General features: G+C 57.2%; 17 protein-coding genes. 11 read left to right on the top strand and 6 right to left on the bottom strand.

Annotated elements, in window-relative coordinates; genetic code table 11:
• The first annotated feature begins 36 nt into the window (after nt 1-36).
• The 11 genes from bioB (at nt 37) to lolA (ending at nt 11,339) form a co-directional block, all read left to right on the top strand.
• Nucleotides 37-1,032, top strand: coding sequence for a biotin synthase BioB (gene bioB, locus OYT1_RS00210; protein ID WP_062627236.1), 996 nt, complete (start codon nt 37-39; stop codon nt 1,030-1,032).
• Between the two features lie 42 nt (nt 1,033-1,074).
• Complete coding sequence (gene bioF, locus OYT1_RS00205) at nt 1,075-2,229, top strand: 8-amino-7-oxononanoate synthase (RefSeq protein ID WP_062627237.1); 1,155 nt, start codon at nt 1,075-1,077, stop codon at nt 2,227-2,229.
• Nucleotides 2,213-2,983 (top strand): pimeloyl-ACP methyl ester esterase BioH, encoded by a 771-nt coding sequence (bioH, locus tag OYT1_RS00200; RefSeq protein ID WP_084612039.1) that lies wholly within the window; start codon nt 2,213-2,215, stop codon nt 2,981-2,983. The genes bioF and bioH overlap by 17 nt, the downstream gene beginning before the upstream one ends.
• Nucleotides 2,970-3,839 carry a malonyl-ACP O-methyltransferase BioC gene (gene bioC / locus OYT1_RS00195; protein ID WP_062627239.1) on the top strand — a complete coding sequence of 290 codons (870 nt, stop codon included), beginning with the start codon at nt 2,970-2,972 and terminating at the stop codon, nt 3,837-3,839. The genes bioH and bioC overlap by 14 nt, the downstream gene beginning before the upstream one ends.
• Nucleotides 3,836-4,501 carry a dethiobiotin synthase gene (bioD, locus tag OYT1_RS00190; protein ID WP_062627240.1) on the top strand — a complete coding sequence of 222 codons (666 nt, stop codon included), beginning with the start codon at nt 3,836-3,838 and terminating at the stop codon, nt 4,499-4,501. Before bioC ends, bioD begins: the two co-directional genes overlap by 4 nt.
• Nucleotides 4,494-5,204 (top strand): sulfite exporter TauE/SafE family protein, encoded by a 711-nt coding sequence (locus OYT1_RS00185; protein ID WP_062627241.1) that lies wholly within the window; start codon nt 4,494-4,496, stop codon nt 5,202-5,204. Before bioD ends, OYT1_RS00185 begins: the two co-directional genes overlap by 8 nt.
• 52 nt (nt 5,205-5,256) lie before the next feature.
• Nucleotides 5,257-5,811, top strand: a complete 555-nt coding sequence (locus OYT1_RS00180) for an SCO family protein (RefSeq protein ID WP_232013197.1) — start codon at nt 5,257-5,259, stop codon at nt 5,809-5,811.
• Between the two features lie 14 nt (nt 5,812-5,825).
• Nucleotides 5,826-7,649 (top strand): hybrid sensor histidine kinase/response regulator, encoded by a 1,824-nt coding sequence (locus tag OYT1_RS00175; RefSeq protein WP_062627243.1) that lies wholly within the window; start codon nt 5,826-5,828, stop codon nt 7,647-7,649.
• A gap of 64 nt (nt 7,650-7,713) precedes the next feature.
• Nucleotides 7,714-8,376 (top strand): response regulator transcription factor, encoded by a 663-nt coding sequence (locus tag OYT1_RS00170; RefSeq protein WP_062627244.1) that lies wholly within the window; start codon nt 7,714-7,716, stop codon nt 8,374-8,376.
• A gap of 63 nt (nt 8,377-8,439) precedes the next feature.
• The gene (locus tag OYT1_RS00165) at nt 8,440-10,722 is read left to right on the top strand and encodes a DNA translocase FtsK (RefSeq protein ID WP_062627245.1); all 2,283 of its coding nucleotides are present in this window, start codon (nt 8,440-8,442) and stop codon (nt 10,720-10,722) included.
• Nucleotides 10,723-10,724: 2 nt separating this feature from the next.
• Nucleotides 10,725-11,339 (top strand): outer membrane lipoprotein chaperone LolA, encoded by a 615-nt coding sequence (gene lolA / locus OYT1_RS00160; protein WP_062627246.1) that lies wholly within the window; start codon nt 10,725-10,727, stop codon nt 11,337-11,339.
• Here the strand turns inward: lolA and waaA are convergent.
• Genes waaA through OYT1_RS00130 form a run of 6 tightly spaced genes read right to left on the bottom strand, consistent with a single transcriptional unit; the run spans nt 11,328 to nt 16,684 of the window.
• Entirely contained in the window at nt 11,328-12,659 is a 1,332-nt protein-coding gene (gene waaA / locus OYT1_RS00155) for a lipid IV(A) 3-deoxy-D-manno-octulosonic acid transferase (protein WP_331838571.1), read from the bottom strand. The two genes, lolA and waaA, sit on opposite strands and share 12 nt — an antisense overlap.
• Entirely contained in the window at nt 12,577-13,527 is a 951-nt protein-coding gene (waaC, locus tag OYT1_RS00150) for a lipopolysaccharide heptosyltransferase I (protein WP_062627248.1), read from the bottom strand. The genes waaA and waaC overlap by 83 nt, the downstream gene beginning before the upstream one ends.
• Nucleotide 13,528: 1 nt before the next feature.
• Entirely contained in the window at nt 13,529-14,293 is a 765-nt protein-coding gene (gene xth, locus OYT1_RS00145) for an exodeoxyribonuclease III (protein WP_062627249.1), read from the bottom strand.
• Nucleotides 14,294-14,296: 3 nt separating this feature from the next.
• Nucleotides 14,297-16,024 carry a phosphoenolpyruvate--protein phosphotransferase gene (gene ptsP / locus OYT1_RS00140; protein ID WP_062627250.1) on the bottom strand — a complete coding sequence of 576 codons (1,728 nt, stop codon included), beginning with the start codon at nt 16,022-16,024 and terminating at the stop codon, nt 14,297-14,299.
• Entirely contained in the window at nt 16,021-16,290 is a 270-nt protein-coding gene (locus OYT1_RS00135) for an HPr family phosphocarrier protein (protein ID WP_062627251.1), read from the bottom strand. Before OYT1_RS00135 ends, ptsP begins: the two co-directional genes overlap by 4 nt.
• Nucleotides 16,262-16,684, bottom strand: coding sequence for a PTS sugar transporter subunit IIA (locus OYT1_RS00130; protein WP_062627252.1), 423 nt, complete (start codon nt 16,682-16,684; stop codon nt 16,262-16,264). Before OYT1_RS00130 ends, OYT1_RS00135 begins: the two co-directional genes overlap by 29 nt.

The following is a 16,684-nucleotide window of genomic DNA, read 5'->3' as shown; positions in this document are numbered from 1 at the left end:
TGCTGCCTTGCTCCGATTCTACCTTCAAGCTCAACGATGAACACACTCAACCCACATTTTTCCCAGCACGGCGACACCCCCGAAAGCACGCACCACTGGCCGGTCGCCGAAGTCGAGGCACTGTTTAATTTGCCTTTCAGCGACCTGCTCTATCACGCACAACAGGTACATCGCGCCCACTTCGATCCGAACGCGGTACAACTTTCCACCTTGCTGTCGATCAAGACCGGCGGCTGCTCCGAGGACTGCGGCTACTGCCCACAGTCCGCGTTCCACAAGAGCGGCGTGGAGAACCAGCGAATGTTGGACGTGGCGGCAGTGGTCAAGGCTGCCGAAGCCGCGAAAGCGTGCGGCGCTGACCGCTTCTGCATGGGCGCAGCTTGGCGTGAGCCGACCGAGGCCGACCTCGACAGCGTGGTCGATATGATCAAAGCCGTGCGCGGCTTGGGCATGGAGACCTGCGCCACACTGGGAATGCTGACCGAATCTCAGGCCCAGCGCTTGAAGGGTGCCGGGCTGGACTACTACAACCACAACCTCGATACCTCGCCCGAATTTTACGGCAGCATCATTAGCACCCGCGACTATCAAGATCGGCTCGACACCCTAGAGCGGGTGCGCAGCGCGGGGATGAACGTCTGTAGCGGGGGTATCGTCGGCATGGGCGAGAGTCTTACCGAGCGCGCCGGCCTGATCGCCCAACTGGCCAATATGCAGCCCTATCCCGAAAGCGTGCCGATCAACCATCTAGTCAAGGTGGAAGGCACGGCACTGGCCAACCAGCAAGACCTCGACCCGCTGGACTTCGTCCGCACCATCGCCGTCGCGCGCATCACCATGCCAAAAGCGCGTGTACGCTTGTCCGCCGGTCGTCAGCAAATGAGCGATGCCGTGCAGACACTGTGCTTCCTCGCCGGCGCGAATTCTATCTTCTACGGCGAGCAACTGCTCACTACTGGCAATCCTGATGTAGAGCGTGACCGCGCCCTGCTTGATAAGTTGGGTATGTACGCTTACTCGGAAGATCATTGATGCAGATCGAGTTGTCGGCCGTGCCGCGCAACTCAACAGCGTATGCCATTCACTCCACTAAACCTAGAGCTCGAAACCCGCACCGAACAAGGCCTGCTGCGCCGCCGCCGTCTGCTGGACTCGCCTCAGGACGTCCATCTTTTGGCGGACGGCAAGCCCTACCTCTCCTTTTGCAGTAACGATTACCTAGGCTTGGCCAGTGACCCGCGCCTGACTGCCGCCATGCAACGCGGGGCAGCGGAGTGGGGTGTCGGTTCGGGCGCTTCGCACTTGGTCAGCGGCCACTTCTCCCCGCACCACGAACTTGAAGTCGCCCTAGCGAAATTCGTTGGCAAGCCGGAAGCTCTGCTGTTCTCTACCGGCTACCTCGCCAACCTTGGCGTAGTGCAGGCGTTGGTCGGACGCGACGATGGCGTGTTTGCCGACAAACTCAACCACGCTTCGCTCAACGACGCCATGCTGCTATCGCGCGCCGAGGTGCAGCGCTACCGCCACAACGATGTCGAACACCTAGCGCTGTTGCTGGAGAAGAGCACAAGCAAGCGCAAACTAATCATCACGGATACCGTGTTCAGCATGGACGGTGACCTTGCCCCGTTGCCAGAATTATTGGCGCTGTGTGAGCAGCACGACGCTTGGCTACTGGTCGATGATGCTCACGGTTTCGGCGTAGTGGGCGATCAGGGGCGTGGTGCGCTCTCAAACTTTGGGCTGAGCTCCCCACGCATCATTTACATGGCCACGCTGGGCAAAGCGGCGGGTATCTCCGGCGCGTTCGTCGCCGCTGAACCGGTCGTTATCGACACATTGGTGAACCAAGCGCGCAGCTACATCTACACCACCGCCAGCTCACCCGCTCTCTCGGTGGCTTTGCTTGAAAGTCTCAATATCATTCGAGTAGAAGGCTGGCGACGTGAGCGCTTGCAAGAGCTGATCCAAATACTGCGTGCAGGATTAACCGAGCTTCCGTGGAAATTGATGTCATCCGCCACACCGATCCAGCCTTTGTTGGTAGGTGGCAATCAGGATGCCGTAGAATTGAGTGATGGACTGCGCGCGCGCGGCATTCTAGTTCCGGCGATCCGCCCGCCCACCGTCCCGCAAGGTACGGCACGGCTACGCATCTCACTTTCGGCCGCGCATACCGAAGCCGATGTGAACCAACTGATCGAGGCATTACATGAGCTTGCATGTTGAAACTCACGGCAGAGGCGAACCACTCCTGCTGATCCACGGCTGGGGAATGCACGGTGGCGTGTGGGACAACCTCGTGCCTCGCTTGGCAGAGAGGTTTCAAGTACTGGTGGTGGATCTGCCGGGACATGGCCGCAGCCCCACCGGCGGTGATGGCAGCTTGGACAATATCGTCAGCACCTTCACCGCAGAATTTCCTGAAGCGCTAAACGTTTGTGGCTGGTCGCTGGGTGGGCAGATCGCTTTACGTTGGGCTGCGCTGTATCCGGCGCAGATCAAACAGATGGTGCTGGTGTGCAGCACCCCCTGCTTTGCCGAGCGTGATGATTGGCTGTTCGGCATGGAGGCTGCGACTTTGCAAAAATTCGCAGCCGAACTAGAGCAAAACCACACCGCCACTCTACGCCGTTTCCTCGCCTTACAGCTACGCGGCAGCGAACAAGAACGTGAGTTGTTGGCGCAACTACGCGCCCGTCTATTCGCCCACGGCGAACCGGATCTCGCCGCATTACGGAGCGGATTGGAGATTTTGCGCGATGCTGACCTCCGCCCGCTCCTACCCGAAATCTTGCAACCGACACTGGCGATCGCTGGCGAGCGCGACAAACTCACCTCACCCGTGGCGTCCTACTATCTGGCGCAATCCATGCCCAACGCACAGGTGGTCGAGATCGACGGCGCAGCCCATGCGCCCTTTCTCTCGCACTCGGACATCTTTATCGAACACATGACGAATTTCCTGCATGAACGAATTTGAAATCGACAAATTGGCCGTCCGCCGTGCCTTCAGCCGCGCAGCCACCCAGTATGACGCAGCCGCTGTGTTGCAACGCGAAGTATGCGGCCAGATGCTGGAGCGGCTGGATCTGGTGAAACTACAACCGGCCCGCGTGCTGGATGCTGGCTGCGGAACCGGCTGGGGCACGCGGCAGTTGTCGCTGCGCTATCCGTCCGCACAGGTCGTCGCACTCGACATCGCCTACGGCATGTTGCAGGCTGCACGTGGCGACACGGGCTGGTGGAAGAAACTGTTCGGCGGCGCGAAACAGAACCATCTTTGCGCGGACATCGAAGCGCTGCCGCTGGCGGCCAACAGTGTGGAGTTGGTCTGGTCTAACCTTGCCGTACAGTGGGTCAACGACCTACCGGGCGCGCTCGCTGAGTTGCACCGCACTCTCAAGGTCGATGGACTGCTGATGTTCTCCACCTTCGGCCCGGACACGCTGAAAGAGCTTCGCGCTGCCTTCGCCCATGTGGACAGCCACAACCACGTCAGCCGCTTCATCGACATGCACGACATCGGCGACATGCTGGTCGGCGCAGGTTTCGCCGAGCCAGTGATGGACATGGAAATGCTGACGCTGACCTACGAGGATATGCGCGCAGTGATGCAAGACCTGAAGAGCATAGGCGCACACAATGCCACCGCTGGGCGCAGCAACGGCCTCATGGGAAAAGCGGCTTGGCAACAAGTGATGGCTAACTACGAGCGCTTCCGTCGCGACGGAAAGCTCCCCGCCACCTTCGAGATCGTCTATGGCCACGCTTGGAAGGTTCCCGCAAAAAAATCGGCTGACGGGCGTGCGATCATCCAGACCCCGTTCAAGTTATGAGCTATTTCGTTACCGGCACTGACACGGGCGTGGGCAAGACGATGATCTCTTGCGCGCTGTTGCACGCGTTTGCAGCGCAGGGCAAGCGTGTGGTCGGCATGAAGCCGGTCGCGGCCGGGCTAGACGACGAGGGCAGGAACGAGGACGTGCTCGCCTTGCGCTCCGCCAGCAATGTGTCGGCTACACCGGGGCAGATCAATCCTTACAGTTTCTACCCAGCAGCAGCTCCCCATCTGGCGGCACAGCACGTCGGAGTACGCATCGAATTAGCGCGCATCTCCACTTCGTTCCACGAACTTGCCGGACAGGCGGACGTTGTCATTGTCGAGGGGGTGGGCGGATTTCGCGTGCCGCTGAACGATAAACAGGATACCGCCGACCTGGCTCGCGAATTAGCGCTACCGGTGATTCTGATCGTAGGCATACGCTTGGGCTGCATCAACCACGCCCTGCTGTCGGCGGATGCCATTGCTGCTTCTGGGCTAAAATGTGCAGGCTGGGTAGCGAATTGCGTGACATCAGGTATGACCTTGCAACAGGAGAACATCGACGCCATCCAACAACGGCTGGCCACGCCCTTGCTGGGCGTGGTCGAATATCAACCGCAACCTGACGCTTGTATCGCCGCTCGCTCACTGGATCTGAGTTTACTTAATGATTGAGTTCAGCCTCATTGCCGTTTTCTTCGTCGGCTTGCTAGGTGGCGTGCACTGTCTCGGCATGTGCGGCAGTCTGGTCGGCATCTTCACTGCGCAACTACCCACGGGTGGTAATCGCTGGCCATTCCATCTCGCCTACAGCAGTGGCCGCATCGCTAGTTACACCCTAGCTGGAGCATTGGTCGGCCTGCTCGGGCAAACAGGAATGCTCTTGCGCGATCAGGTACCGGTACAACATCTGCTGTTCGCCCTATCCAGTCTAATGCTGATCGCATTAGGGCTGTATCTGGCTGGACTATCGGGCGCAGTGCGCAGCATAGAAAAACTAGGCAGCGGCCTGTGGCAACGCATCCAGCCTTACACCAAACGGCTGCTGCCGGTAACCAGCGTGCCGCGAGCACTGGCGCTGGGCGCACTGTGGGGTTGGCTTCCGTGCGGACTGGTGTATAGCGTGCTCATCACTGCACTGGCTAGCGGCGACGCAACGCAAGGCGCGTCCATCATGATGGCGTTCGGGCTCGGCACACTGCCCAATCTGCTGGCCATCGGCCTATTCTGGGAGCGGCTACGGCACTGGGTGCAATCACCAAGCGTGCGCTTGGCGGCAGGACTGATTGTGGCGGGACTCGGTGCTTACGGCTTAGCGAAAGTCGGCTACACCTTTGCGGTGCACGGCTGGAGCGGGAGTTGCCATGTGGCGGCATAGCTCTTATCTTGGCCGCTTAATGTTAGCGCTCACCCTGATAGCATTCATTGCCATGACTGGATGTGAGGAACCTAAATTACCGTCACCCTTCGCTGCCAGCGATATGAGCGGCCAATATGCCCAAGCTGATTTCCACCTACGCGACCCGGCAGGCAATCCTCGCTCACTGGCCGATTATCACGGCAAAGTAGTCGTTCTGTTCTTTGGCTACACCCATTGCCCAGACGTGTGTCCAACCACATTGGCCGACTTGGCGCAGGTGATGAGCAAGCTGGGAAAAGATGCCGCGTCAGTTCAAGTTCTATTCGTCTCGCTCGACCCTGAGCGCGATACACCACAGATGCTGGCGGACTACGTGCCGGCCTTCCATCCCTCCTTCTTAGGTCTGACCGGCAACGCTGCAGAGATCAAGCAGGCAGCTCAAGCGTTTGGCATCATCTGGCAAAAGCGCCCGAGCAGTAATGGCAACTATACCTTGGACCATTCCGCAGGAAGTTTTCTGATCGAAGCAGCGGGTCGCCGAGTGTTACTCGCGCCTTATGCGCAACGGGCCGATTTGCTGGCGCAGGACATCAAGCTGTTGCTGGCACTTCGCCAGAAACCCTAGCAGAGGGGAGCATCATGGACAGTAAAAACCTGCCCACCTTAGTCGAGGAGCTACGATTCCATATAGATGAAAGCACCTTGCTGATCCGTGCCGATCAGATACGCACGCGTCTTGATGCCTATCCCGTAATGATTGTAAGTCAGGCATTACTCGCCCTCGCCTTGGTTTGGATGATGTGGGGAGTCGTTGCTACCCATATTCTGTCGGGATGGCTAGCGCTGATGCTCACGGGGTTGGCACTCGATGGGCTATTCCTATTCCAACATCGCGCTGAAGTAACCACGGTAGAGCAATGTCAACGCTGGGCACGCCATTTCGTGATCTTTGTCACGTTGCTGGGAGGGTTGTGGGGAGCCGCTGGAGTAGTGATGTTCGTTGCCGACAATCTCGGCTTTCAGGCGCTGCTAATCTCAGTCGCACTTGGACTCGCAGCAGGCGCAGTTACGATCAACCCAATTTTCGTACCCGCTCTGATTATCTGGGAAATACTCGTGCTAACGCCGATCACTCTGCGAGTTTTCGCCGAGGGCGATGAAATTCATTTGGCGCTAGGTGCGATGCTGTTGTTGTATTCCATCACAGTGCTCAACGATGGGTATAAATTAAGCCGTCGTTTACTCGAAGCGCTCTTGCGCGGCCACGAAAATACCGCGTTGCTGAAAGACTTATCACATGAGCAAATCATTTCCGAACAAGCGCGTGAAAAGGCCGAGACCGCCAACCGCGAGAAATCGCGCTTTCTAGCTGCTGCAAGCCACGATCTACGCCAACCTTTGCAGGCCCTGATGCTGTTCAGCGATGCGTTAAGCAGCCATATCCATGGCCGAGATCCCATTGCGCAAAAGCTGGCTGGGCAAATCGAAAGCTCGGTGAATTCGCTGACCGATATGCTTAGTGCCTTGCTCAACATTTCGCGCTTGGAGTCTGGCGTGGTCCAGCCGCAGCTGCAGCACTTCAATCTTCAGCACCTACTTGATCGCCTTTATCTGGAGTTTCATCGCATTGCACAAGAGCAGGGTTTGGCCTTCACTATTCCGGTGTTCTCTGAACAGTTTGACGGAGTGGTGATTCATAGTGATCCGCATCTACTGGAACAAATCATTCGCAACTTGGCCTCGAATGCGATTCGCTATACCACCGAAGGCAAGGTCGAGGTCATGTGTCATCTGGTTGGCGACAAAGTAAAAATCTGCGTGGCTGATACCGGTATTGGCATCAGCAAAGAAGACCTGCCGCGCATCTTTGATGAGTATTTTCAATCGAACAACTCACAACGAGATCGTCGACAGGGATTGGGGCTGGGACTTTCCATTGTGCGCCGCGTAGAAAAGCTACTCGGTTACCATTTGGTGGTTAAGTCAGAGCTAGGGCGTGGAACATCAATTTGTTTCACCGTTCCTCTGGGTGATGCGGATCGAGAGACTTTCCCTTATCGGGTCTTAGAAGAGGCGGAAGATATTTATGCCACGCACGTTGCTTTGCTGGAGGATGATGCAGAGATACGCGAGGCGACGCAGGCGCTACTGGAGTCATGGGGCTGCATCGTGTTTGCTGCTGCATTACCTGATGAATTGATCGCTCAGTACGAAAAAGAGAAGCAGCGCCCAGATGTTCTGCTCAGTGATTACCGCCTGCCTGCTGGAGTGACGGCTATCCACGCACTCAAACAAATGCGGGAGTTATGGGGGCCGTCGTTACCCGTTATCGTAGTTACTGGCGATACGGGTAGCGAAGCGCTTCGGGAAATTCAATCCAATCAAGCCATCTTGTTACATAAACCACTATCCCCAGTGCGCTTACGCGCTGTAATCTACCAATCCGTGCAAGGGCCGCGTTGACCACGCACCTCTCCGCGTCTTGCGGTATGATTACACTGAGATATTAGAAAATCAGGGGAAAACCATGAAAATACTGATCGCAGACGATCACGCGCTGTTTCGCGATGGAATGCGCTACGTATTGCAGCAACTCGGCGATGAAGTGGAGATCATCGAAGCCGCCAATTTTCCCGAAGCATTACGCCGCATGGAGGTCAGCCCTAAGTTCGATTTGGTATTGATGGATCTATCCATGCCGGGGAGCGAGGGTGCCGCATCCGTGCGGCAATTTCATCACCGTTACCCCGATGCGGTCATAGTTGTGATTTCTGGGTTGGATCATCGCGAGGAGATTGAACGGGTCATGGAAAGTGGAGCCGTAGGCTTCATCTCCAAAAGTACACCAAGCAAGGTTATGCTCAATGCTCTCAGGCTAGTATTGGAGGGAGGCATCTACCTGCCGCCACAGTTGTTGCAAGTGGCACTTCCGCATGATCAGCCTCTGAGCACACCGGTAGGATCGCGCAGACAGACAAATGCTCACGGCCTCAGCACTCGTCAGAACGAAGCGCTCACTTTGCTTGGACGAGGTCTGTCGAATAAGGAGATTGCAGAAATCATGGGCTTGGCAGAAGGTACGGTGAAGATTCACATTGCTGCCGTGTATCAGGTCCTCCACATTAGCAGTCGTTTTGAAGCCATGCGCGTAGCTGAGCGCATGGGATTAGTCCCACCTAAAGAGCAGTGAGCGCCAACCTTTGAACTTCTTAGTTTTTTCTCGTCCCTCCGTCCTAATAAGCGAAAGTTTGGCATGGCACTGAATGATGTGTCAGGTAAAACATCCTCCTTGCCTAGTCAGTTGACGACGCTGTTGCGCGAATCGCGCTGGCTGGTGCTGGCCGCTATCGCTGTTTATCTGGTATTGATTCTCTACGGATATGACCCTGCCGACCCTGCCTGGTCGCACAATGAAACCGTAGGCGTGACACGCAATCCCGGCGGCACGATCGGGGCCTGGTTGGCGGATGTGTTACTTTCGCTGTTCGGCCTATCGGCTTGGTGGTGGACAGTCTTTCTATTACAACAAGTGTGGGCGGGTTACCGTCAGCTGCGTGCCGACAGTTTGTTCGACCGCCGCGCACTCTCTGTTGCTTTGATAGGATTTTTCTTACTGTTACTATGCAGCAGCGCACTGGAATCATTACGGCTGCACAGTCTAAAAGCACTGCTACCGCAAGCGCCAGGAGGGATGTTGGGCGCATTGTTGGGTGACCCGTTGGCGCTGTCGCTAGGCTTCACCGGCTCGACGCTGATCTTGCTGGTACTAATGGCTGTAGGATTTAGCCTGTTCAGTGGATTATCTTGGCTGCGATTCTCCGACTGGCTGGGGGGCGTGATCGAGACCACTTTCATGCACTCCCGTATTCGCTGGCAAACTCGCCAAGATAAGCGTATCGGTGAGCAAGCCGCGAGCGAACGATTGGTTGAGGTGGTTGAAGAGAAGCGGCGTGTGGAGGAAAACAAACCTATTCGGTTTGAACCAGCCATAGTCGATGTGCCGCAATCCAACCGTATGGCAGTGGAACGGCAAACCCCGTTGTTCGCCGAGATGCCTGATTCGGCCTTACCTCCGCTGCATCTGCTCGACCCGCCACCGCAAGAGACCGAGACAATCTCGCAAGATACGCTGGAGTTCACCTCGCGTTTGATCGAACGCAAGCTGATGGACTTCGGAGTCGAGGTCAAAGTCATGGCTGCGTTGCCGGGGCCGGTCATCACTCGCTACGAGATCGAGCCCGCCGTGGGCGTAAAGGGAAGCCAGATCATGAATCTGGTCAAAGACTTGGCCCGTGCGCTATCAGTCATCAGCATCCGCGTAGTCGAGACCATCCCCGGCAAGGCTTACATGGCACTGGAACTACCCAACCCGCGCCGACAGGTGGTTAAGCTATCCGAGATACTCAGCTCCAAGGTCTATGCCGACATGGCATCGCATCTGACCATTGCCATGGGTAAGGATATTTCTGGCAACCCTATCGTTGCGGATCTGGGCAAGATGCCACATGCGCTGGTGGCAGGCACAACCGGCTCAGGCAAGTCGGTGGCAATCAACGCCATGATCCTCAGCCTGCTGTACAAAGCCACGCCACAGGAAGTTCGATTGATCCTGATCGACCCAAAAATGCTGGAACTGTCAGTCTATGAAGGCATTCCGCACCTACTGGCACCGGTCGTGACCGACATGCGCCAAGCCGCTTCTGCGCTCAACTGGGCCGTGCAGGAGATGGACAAGCGCTACAAGCTGATGTCAGCACTGGGCGTGCGCAACATCGGTGGCTATAACCAGAAAGTGCGTGAAGCCGCTAAGGCTGGGCAGCCACTGACCAATCCGTTCACGCTCACGCCGGACAATCCTGAAGCATTAGAAGAGATGCCGCTCATCGTCATCTTCATCGACGAGCTGGCCGACCTGATGATGGTGGTAGGCAAAAAGATCGAGGAGTTGATCGCCCGCTTGGCGCAGAAGGCACGCGCCTCGGGTATCCATCTGGTGCTAGCCACCCAGCGCCCTTCGGTGGATGTCATCACTGGCCTGATTAAAGCCAACGTGCCAACGCGCGTGGCCTTCCAAGTGTCCAGCAAGATCGACTCGCGCACCATTCTCGACCAAATGGGCGCAGAAGCGCTGCTCGGGCAGGGCGACATGCTGTATCTATCGCCCGGCACCGGTTACCCGACGCGGGTACATGGCGCCTTCGTCTCCGATCAGGAGGTTCATCGTATTGCTGAACACCTCAAGGCGCAGTCCGAACCGAACTACATCGATGGCATTCTGACGTCGATGGACGAGTCTAGCGAAGGTGGTGAAGTAAGCGAGGGTGGAAGCGATGCAGAAGCTGATCCGCTCTACGATCAAGCGGTTGAGATCGTGGTCAGTTCACGCCGCGCCTCGATTTCTCTGGTGCAGCGCCATCTGCGCATCGGCTACAACCGCGCCGCCCGCCTAGTGGAGCAGATGGAACGCGCAGGCGTGGTGACTCCGATGCAAAGCAACGGCAACCGCGAAGTGATCGCACCTACCCGTACGGAGTGAGTATGCTGCGCACAACTACCGCCCTCTTGTTTTCCCTGCTTCCACTGCTTAGTCACGCTGGCAGCATTGATCGCCTGAAAGCGTTCATGGAAGGAAGTCGCAGCGCTCAGGCCGACTTCAGCCAAACCGTGATGGACAAGAACGGCAGGAAGCTTCAGTCTGCCTCGGGCATCATGCAGTTCGTCCGCCCCGGAAAATTCCGCTGGCAGTATCAAAAACCCTATGAGCAACTCATTGTCGGCGATGGCGCTAAATTCTGGCTATACGACGTCGACCTGAATCAGGTCACGGTGAAAAAACTGGATGCCGCGCTTGGCAGCAGTCCAGCGGCATTGCTCGCGGGTAACAACGAGATCGAACGCAGCTTCAGCCTGAAAGACATTGGCAATCAGGCTGGGCTCGATTGGGTCGAGGCCACGCCCAAGAGCCGAGAAACCAATTTTGAAGTGATCCTTCTGGGCTTCAGCGCTCAGGGTGAGCTGGCTGCGATGGAGCTACATGACAACTTCGGCCACGCTACCGTGCTGCGCTTCTCCAACCTCAAGCGCAACCCGACACTCGCACCTGGGCTATTCAAGTTCACCCCACCCAAGGGTGCGGATGTATTAGGCGATTAGCTCGGCGATCAGTGTCAAAGCTTTTGCTGTCGCGCCGCGATGGGCGATCACGAATGCTTTGCCCTGCTCGCCCATCGCGGCAAGCGCAGCGCTGTCATCGCGTAGCTGGTTGACTCGTTCCAGCAACTGATTCGCATCCTTAACGCGCTCTGCCGCACCCGCCGCCACCGCCTGTTGCGCGGCTTGGGTAAAATTGTACGTGTGCAGCCCCAACAACACCGGCTTACCCACCGCACAGGCTTCCAGCAGATTTTGCCCGCCAAACTCCAGCAGGCTGCCGCCGATGAAGGCCAGATCGCACGCCTCATAGTAAGCGAACATCTCACCCATGCTGTCACCCAGCACCACTTGGGTGTCGGCTGCGATGGGCTGATTGGCGCTGCGGCGCTGATAGCGCAGACCGTATCTTTCGATCAACGCGGCGACTTCGTCGAACCGTTGTGGATGCCGCGGCACGATTACGGTCAGCAGATCGGTTTCTGTCAGCTTGGCAAGCTCGGCCAGCAGCAGCGCCTCCTCGCCTTCGCGAGTGCTCGCCGCGAGGAATACGCGACGCGACGCACCAAACAGTTCGCGCAGTTGATGTCCAAGTTCACGCTGAGCGTCAGGCGGAACGATCTCGAATTTCAAATTACCCATCACTGACACCTCGCGCGCGCCCAGTCGGCCCAAGCGTGTAGCATCATCAAAGGTCTGTGCCGCCACACCGGCCAACTCCGCCAAAGCTGCGCTCGTCAGCCCACCGAATCGAGCGTAGCCGGCCGCAGAACGCTCGGATAACCGCGCATTGAGCAACAACATGGGAATACGACACTCATGGCAATGGTGGATCAGATTTGGCCAGATTTCAGTTTCCAGCAGCACGCCTAACTTGGGACGAAAATGCTCCAGAAATCGCTGCACGGCGAAAGGATAGTCATAGGGCAAATAGACACGATGTACGCTGTCACCAAACAACTGTTCGCTCATCGCCATGCCCGTGGGCGTGGTATGGGTGAGCAGAATGTGATGGTTTGGATAATCGCGCTGTAAAGCTTGTACCAGCGTCACCGCTGCGCGCGTTTCGCCAACCGAAACTGTGTGTAGCCAGAGCACCGGGCGAATGGGAGCGGGCGTTTCATAAAGCCCAAAGCGTTCTGGGATACGCTGGCGATACTCCGGTTGTTTGCGCCCGCGCCACAATAAATGGATGAAGATGTACGGCAGCAACAACCAGAGCAGGATGTTGTAATACAGCCTAGGCACGACGCACTTGCCCCAGCGCCGCCATGACTGCTTCCACGCTGGGCGATTGCGCCTTGCCACCCAGATTGACAGCACGCGCCCCCGCGTAAAGCCCGGTCAATACCGGATCGGTAGCGGTGTAGATGCCCACGGTAGGCACAGCAAGGGCGGCGGCAAGGTGTGCCAAACCGGTGTCCACGCCGACGACGGCTTGCGCTCCTCCCAACAGCGTAGCGGCTTCGGCCAAGTCTAGGCGCGGAGCGCAGATAGCTGCGGGGATGGCCGCAGCAAGTCGTTGGGCGCGTGCCAGTTCGCTCGGGCTACCCCACGGCAAGACGCTACGCACTCCCTGTCGCTGTAGTTGTTTACCTAACTCGACCCAGTTGGCCTCTTCCCATAACTTGTCGGCGCGGCTGGTAGCATGCAGCAACACGGCATACGTACTGGCTTTCAGCCATTTCAACGCAATGTCAGGAGGCTGAATGCCGTAGTCGGCAGGTGTATCAAGCGTGTAGCCCAAGGCTTGTGCGACCAATTGGCGGTTGCGTTCAACCGCATGTTGCTTCTTCGGAACCGAAAAGCATTTGTGATAAAAAAGGCTGGCTAACGGCTCACGCGCCGATAGAAAGCTGTAGCCACAGCGCACGCCAAAGGCGTTACGCATCACCAGCGCACTTTTCAACAGGCCTTGAGTGTCAATCACAAAGTCGTAGTCGTGCTCACGGATGGCGGCAACCGATCGGCGGATCTCTTCTCGCGCAGTTTTTCGTTCTCTGCGCCAGCGACGGATCGCCACGGTAAGTACGCGTTGCACGCCAGGATGCAACTTGGGCAGCTCGGCAAAGTTCTCTTCCACCACCCAGTCGATCTCGGCTTCAGGAAAGTGATGCAGAATGTCCGTGACCACCGGCAGGTTGTGCAGCACGTCTCCCAGCGACGATGTTTTGACCAGCAAGATGCGCATCTCAGCTTAGCTCCGCGATGACAGGCGTGTGATCAGAAGGGCGCTCAAGCTTGCGTGGCGCGCGGTCGATGGTGCAGGAAGTACAACCGGCTACCAGCGGGACAGAGAGCAGGATATGATCAATGCGCAGCCCCATGTTACGGCGGAAAGCCATCATGCGGTAATCCCACCAAGAATAGGATTTCTCCGGCTGCTCGAACAGGCGGAAGCTGTCCTTCAGTCCCAGCCCTTCCAGCCGGTAGAACGCTGCGCGTTCAGGTTCACTCACCAAGATATTGCCCGCCCAGCCCTCTGGGTCGTACAGATCGCGGTCATCCGGCGCGATGTTGTAGTCGCCCAGCAAGGCTAGCTTAGGGTGGCGAGACATCTCATCGCGTAGCCAGTGAGTAAGCGCTTCCAGCCAGCGTAATTTGTACTGATACTTGTCGGAATCTAGGCTCTGACCGTTGGGGATATAGACACACACGATGCGCAAACCATCCACGGTGGCAGCAATCACGCGCCTTTGCTCATCATCGAAATTGGGAATGCCCATCTGCACATCGGAGAGCTCAGATTTAGCGAGGATCGCTACACCGTTGTAGGTTTTCTGTCCGCTGAATACCACGTGATAGCCCGCCTGCTGCAACTCTGCCAACGGGAAGTTCTTATCCTCGGTCTTGGTCTCTTGCAGGCACACGACATCGGGCTGCGTCGCCGCCATCCAGTCCAGCAAATGCGGCAGACGCACCTTGAGGGAGTTCACATTCCAGGTAGCGATTTTCATGGTTTATAGAGAATTCAGCTTGTTCAGCAGGTCGCGGATCTTCAGCGGATCATCCGAACGTAGGATCTTTTGCACCAGTGGCACGATGTCAGGCACGCTGGTGGTGAGTACGCGCTGTTTGACGCCGAGCAGTTGGCCGGCTTGCATCGAGAACTGACGCAGACCAAAGCCGAGCAACAAGCGTGTGTAAGACAGCTCACCGGCCATTTCACCGCAGACCGAAATCGGCACACCCGCCTTGTTCGCGGTGCCGATGATGTGTGCCAGCAAGTACAGAATAGCCGGATGCAGCGGATCGTACAGATGTGCCACCTCTTCGTCAGTGCGGTCGATCGCCAGCGTGTACTGAATCAAATCATTGGTGCCAATGGAGAGAAAGTCTAGCTTTTTGACGAAGACGTTGAGCGCCAGCGCGGCAGCGGGGATCTCGATCATGCCGCCGATGGGAACGGTACGATTGAACGGAATCCCTTGATCATCGAGTTGGCGCTTGGTCATCTCGATGAACTGGAGCGTCTGGTTGATCTCCGAGATGCTGGAGAGCATAGGTACCAGAATCTTCACGTTGCCATAGACTGAGGCGCGCAGCAGCGCACGCAACTGGGTTTGGAACAGCTGCGGCTCGGCGAGACACAGGCGGATGGCACGTAATCCCAGCGCCGGATTGCTGGCGACTCGCTCGGCTCCCTTGATCTGCTTGTCCGCCCCCAAGTCAAAGGTACGGATGGTGACCGGCAAACCGTCCATGCCTTCGGCGACGGCACGATAGGCTTCGAATTGCTCTTCTTCGCCGGGCAGGCTGTCACGGTTAAGGAACAGGAATTCGCTGCGGAACAGGCCGACGCCAGTGGCTCCGTTCTCCTTGGCTTCAGGCACGTCATGCGGCATCTCGATGTTAGCCTGCAACTCGATAGTGGTGCCGTCGAGGGTGTTGGCACGAGTTGAGCGCAGCCGCTTCAGTTTCTTGCGTTCCAGTTCCCACTGGCTTTGACGCAGTCGATATTCTGCCGAAATATTTCGGTCGGGATTGACGATGACTACGCCTTGATCACCATCGACCACGATCAGATCATCTTCACGGATCAGCTCGCGGGCATGATGAAGGCCAACTACGCAGGGGGTGTTCAAGCCACGCGCAACAATGGCAGTGTGCGAAGTTGCGCCCCCTAGATCGGTGAGGAACGCGGCAAATTGATGTGACTTATACTGAATCAGGTCGGCGGGCGACAGATCGTGTGCGATCAGGATGGTGCTCAGGCCGTGACTGGCGGGCGGCGGGACATGGCCAGGTTGCCCAGACAAGCTTTTGAGCACGCGCTCAACTACTTGTACCACATCGCTCTTGCGTTCGCGCAAGTAGGCATCTTCGAATGCTTCGAACTGGATGACCAAGGCGTCCATCTGTACTTTGAGCGCCCACTCGGCATTACACTGCTCGCGTTCGATCATGCTTCGTGCGGCATGGCTAATGTGCTCATCGTCGAGCAACATCAAGTGCAAATCCAAGAAGGCATCGAATTCTGCCGCGACTTGGCTGGGGCGACTGGTACGCAGATTGTCTAGCTCCTCGCGCGTGGCTTGCAGCGCCGCATCTAGCCGAGCGATCTCCTCGGAAACGAAGGCCTTGGGCAAAACATAGTGCGCCACCTCCAGAGAGGTATGCGAAATCAGATGGGCATGGCCGATAGCGATGCCGCTGGAAACCGCGATGCCGTGTAAGGTGAAGCTCACTCGCCTTCTCCGAAAAAATCGTTGATCAGCGCAAGTAGAGCATCCATCGCCTCCTGTTCGCGCTCGCCGTTGGTTTCGATGGCAATAGTGCTGCCTTTGGCGGCGGCCAGCATCATCACGCCCATGATGCTTTTGGCGTTGATGCGGCGGTTGTTGCGCGACAGCCACACTTCGCAGGGAAATTGTGAGGCGAGTTGCGTTAGCTTGGCAGAGGCTCGGGCATGCAGCCCGAGTTTGTTAATGATCAAGGCATCCTGTAGCAACATGGTGATTTTCCGAGTCCATATAAACGATACATTCGCGTCCGCCTTCCAGCGCGCGTTGCGCCATCTCACCGAGAGGCTTGTCACAGCAGCAACTGATGCGCAGCAACATGGGCAGATTGACGCCAGCCACGCCCATCACCCGATCCGATAGACACAGGCGACGCCCGATGTTGCTAGGTGTAGCACCGAACATATCGGTCAGTATTAGCACACCATCGCCCTGATCTAGCTCGGCGATCAAGGCGCGGCCTTCGGCTTCCTTTTGTGAGGGATCGTCATCCTCTTGCACGGACAGCGAACGTAAATGTGGCGGTAAAGTGCGCAGCACATGGCGCACGCAATCCAGCAGACTGTTGCCCAGCCCGTTGTGTGTCACTAGCAGAATTCCAACCAT

The sequence above is a fragment of the Ferriphaselus amnicola genome, from assembly GCF_000974685.2.
Lineage (GTDB): Bacteria > Pseudomonadota > Gammaproteobacteria > Burkholderiales > Gallionellaceae > Ferriphaselus > Ferriphaselus amnicola.
The sequence above is the reverse complement of the archived record's forward strand: the minus strand, read 5'-3'. Positions and strand labels throughout refer to the sequence as shown.